1 protein-coding gene is annotated in these 2555 nt (G+C 52.8%); it reads right to left on the reverse strand.

What is annotated here, in order from left to right; all coding sequences use genetic code 11:
* Positions 1-140 precede the first annotated feature (140 nt).
* Positions 141-2441, reverse strand: a complete 2301-nt coding sequence (pbpC, locus tag LKE08_RS23135) for a penicillin-binding protein 1C (RefSeq protein ID WP_324706632.1) — start codon at positions 2439-2441, stop codon at positions 141-143.
* Positions 2442-2555 lie beyond the last annotated feature (114 nt).

Consider the following 2555-nt stretch of genomic DNA (forward strand, 5'->3'; position numbering starts at 1 on the left):
GTTGCCAAAATAAAAAAATCGCGAATATTCCCATTATGTACGAAGTATATCACGAAGTCAAGGGCAAGGCAAGGGGTTGGTAAAAAAAACGCCGGTTTGGCAACAAAATTTAACATTTTTTTTTCGACCTGCGATCGCCATCAATGAGAATTAACGACGGAAAATCCTCTGCGATAGGGTTTGTCTTCGGATTGTCTGACTTGAAACGTGACGTCCGACGTCCGATTCCCGCTTTTTACCGATAGCGTCCAATCGCCCACTTCCGGAGTCCAAAACAGCGATCGCGATTCCGTCTCTGCTATTTCCTCACCATTTAGATACCAGATAATGGGTTGATTGTCAACCCCTGAAACCTTAAATTCGATCTGGGAATCATCGCCATTATCAATCAAAAAATAATCGTCGGCATTGGGAAATAAAATCCTCGGACTCTGCAGATGCGATCGCCCCTGCCGCGACAGCCACTCGTTATAATCCGCCGTCAACGTTTGTCGCCCCGAATTATTATGATAATTGGCGATATCTTCCGGATAGAAATATTCCAGGACAGTGCCCGATTCACAGTCGGAACTTGGTTTTAATCCAGTATCTGCACAAATCGGCAGTTTTGTCAACTCATTCGGGGGGATAAAATCACCGGGAAAATCCGTCCCGTGCAGATATAACATGATCTGATTCCAAAGTGGTGCCGCCCCCATCACCCCCGAAATATTTTGCATCGGTTTCCCGTCAAAATTCCCCACCCAAGTGGCGACGGTGTAATCCGTCGTAAAACCCACCGTCCAAGTATCCCGATAATCGGAAGAAGTCCCCGTCTTCACCGCCACCGGAAACGGTAAATTTAACACCGATTCCACCCCGAACGCCGCCGCCCTGGCGTGGGAGTCCGACAACATATCGACGATCAATTTCCAGGTGTCCGGCGTATCGAATTGAGAACAATTTCCGGGACAGTTTTTCGGCAACTCCGGCGTTATAGTCGTGGCGAGAGACAGGGGTTCTCCCCCGTTTGCGAGGGTCAGATAAGCCCGGGACAATTCCCACAAACTCACCTCCCCGCTGCCCAACGTCAACCCCAAACCGTAAAATTCCGGTTCGCGATCGAGGTGGGTAAATCCCAACTGATTCAAACGGTGCAAAAAATCCGGAACGCCCACTTTTTCCAATACCCGGACGGCGGGAATATTGAGGGAATTTGCCAAAGCGATCCGCACCCGCACCGGCCCCAAAAAAGTTTCGCTGTAGTCGGTGGGGGTGTAGAGTTTGGCGCCGGGGATGGCGTAGTAGGTGGGCACGTCGGCGAGGACGGTATTGGGGCGGATGGTACTCCGGGCGATCGCCAATTCGTACAAAAAGGGCTTCAACGTCGATCCGGGTTGTCGCAGGGTTTGAACGCCGTCATTCGACCCCAAATTTTGCGTATCAAAATAGTCGGGAGAACCGACATAAGCCAACACCTGCCCGGTGTTATTATCAATCACAATAGCTGCGGCATGACCGACATTTCGATCCGCCAAAGCGTCCGTAACCTGACGAACTTGGGTTTCCACAAATTGCTGTAACGGGCGATCGAGGGTGGTTTTAATTTGTGGGGTTTGAATGTCGGCATCGGAGAGTTGATTTGCCACCCAAAATAGGAAGTGGGGGGCGGCGATCGCTTCACCTTGACGGGAGCGGAGTTGCAGGGGTTCTCGCAGGGCGCGATCGCTCTCCTGATGGGTGATGTAGCCATCTTCAACCATGCGATCGAGGACGTATTTTTGCCGTTTTTTGAGCCCCGTCCAGTTATGGTAGGGATCGAGGTCGGTGGGGTCGTTGGGAAGTGCCGCCAGCAGGCTGGCTTGGGACAAACTCAGGTCGGCGGCGGGGACTCCGAAATAGGCCCGGGATGCGGCTTCGACGCCGTAGAGGTTGCCCCCCATCGGCAGGCGGTTGATGTAGGCGGCGAGGATCTGGTCGCGGTTCATCCCGGCAGTTAGCCGCCAGGACAGCCAGATTTCAGCGAATTTGTGGGGGAGGGTGCGGGGGGCCGGTTCCAGCATCCGGGCGAGTTGCATGGTGATGGTGGAGGCGCCGCTGACGATTTCTCCGGCTTGGACCGCTTCGAGGAGAGAACGCCCGATCGCGATCGCATCCAACGCCCCGTGATGATAATATCGCTTATCCTCCGCCGCGATAATTGCTTGAATAAAATTAGGAGAAATTTCGGTCAACGGAACCACGGCTGTATGATTTTGATCCCGGCTGAGAATCGTTCCCAAGGGGAGATTGTTGCGATCGCGAAATTCCATCGCCACCGAAGTCTGGCGGATATCTTCAAGCAGAACCGGGGCAAAATAGGGAAGCGATCGCACTGTCAACCCCAACAAAACCACCGCCCCAAAAATGCGAACCGTCCGCCGCCGGGACAACTGCCGAATTGTATTGATAAACTGTCTCATATTGCTCAAATGGGAAATAGAAAATATTGAGAATAATGTGGTGGCAACCGTCTCCGGTTGCCTGCCGGTTGCTGATGGGCAAATAGTGGTGGCAACCGTCTCCGGTTGCCTGCC

The organism is Lyngbya sp. CCY1209, from assembly GCF_035615495.1.
Lineage (GTDB): Bacteria > Cyanobacteriota > Cyanobacteriia > Cyanobacteriales > Microcoleaceae > Limnospira.

Coding starts and splice junctions, on each gene's coding strand:
- pbpC (WP_324706632.1), bottom strand. CDS start 2,441: ATGAGACAGTTTATCAATACAATTCGGCAGTTGTCCCGGCGGCGGACG.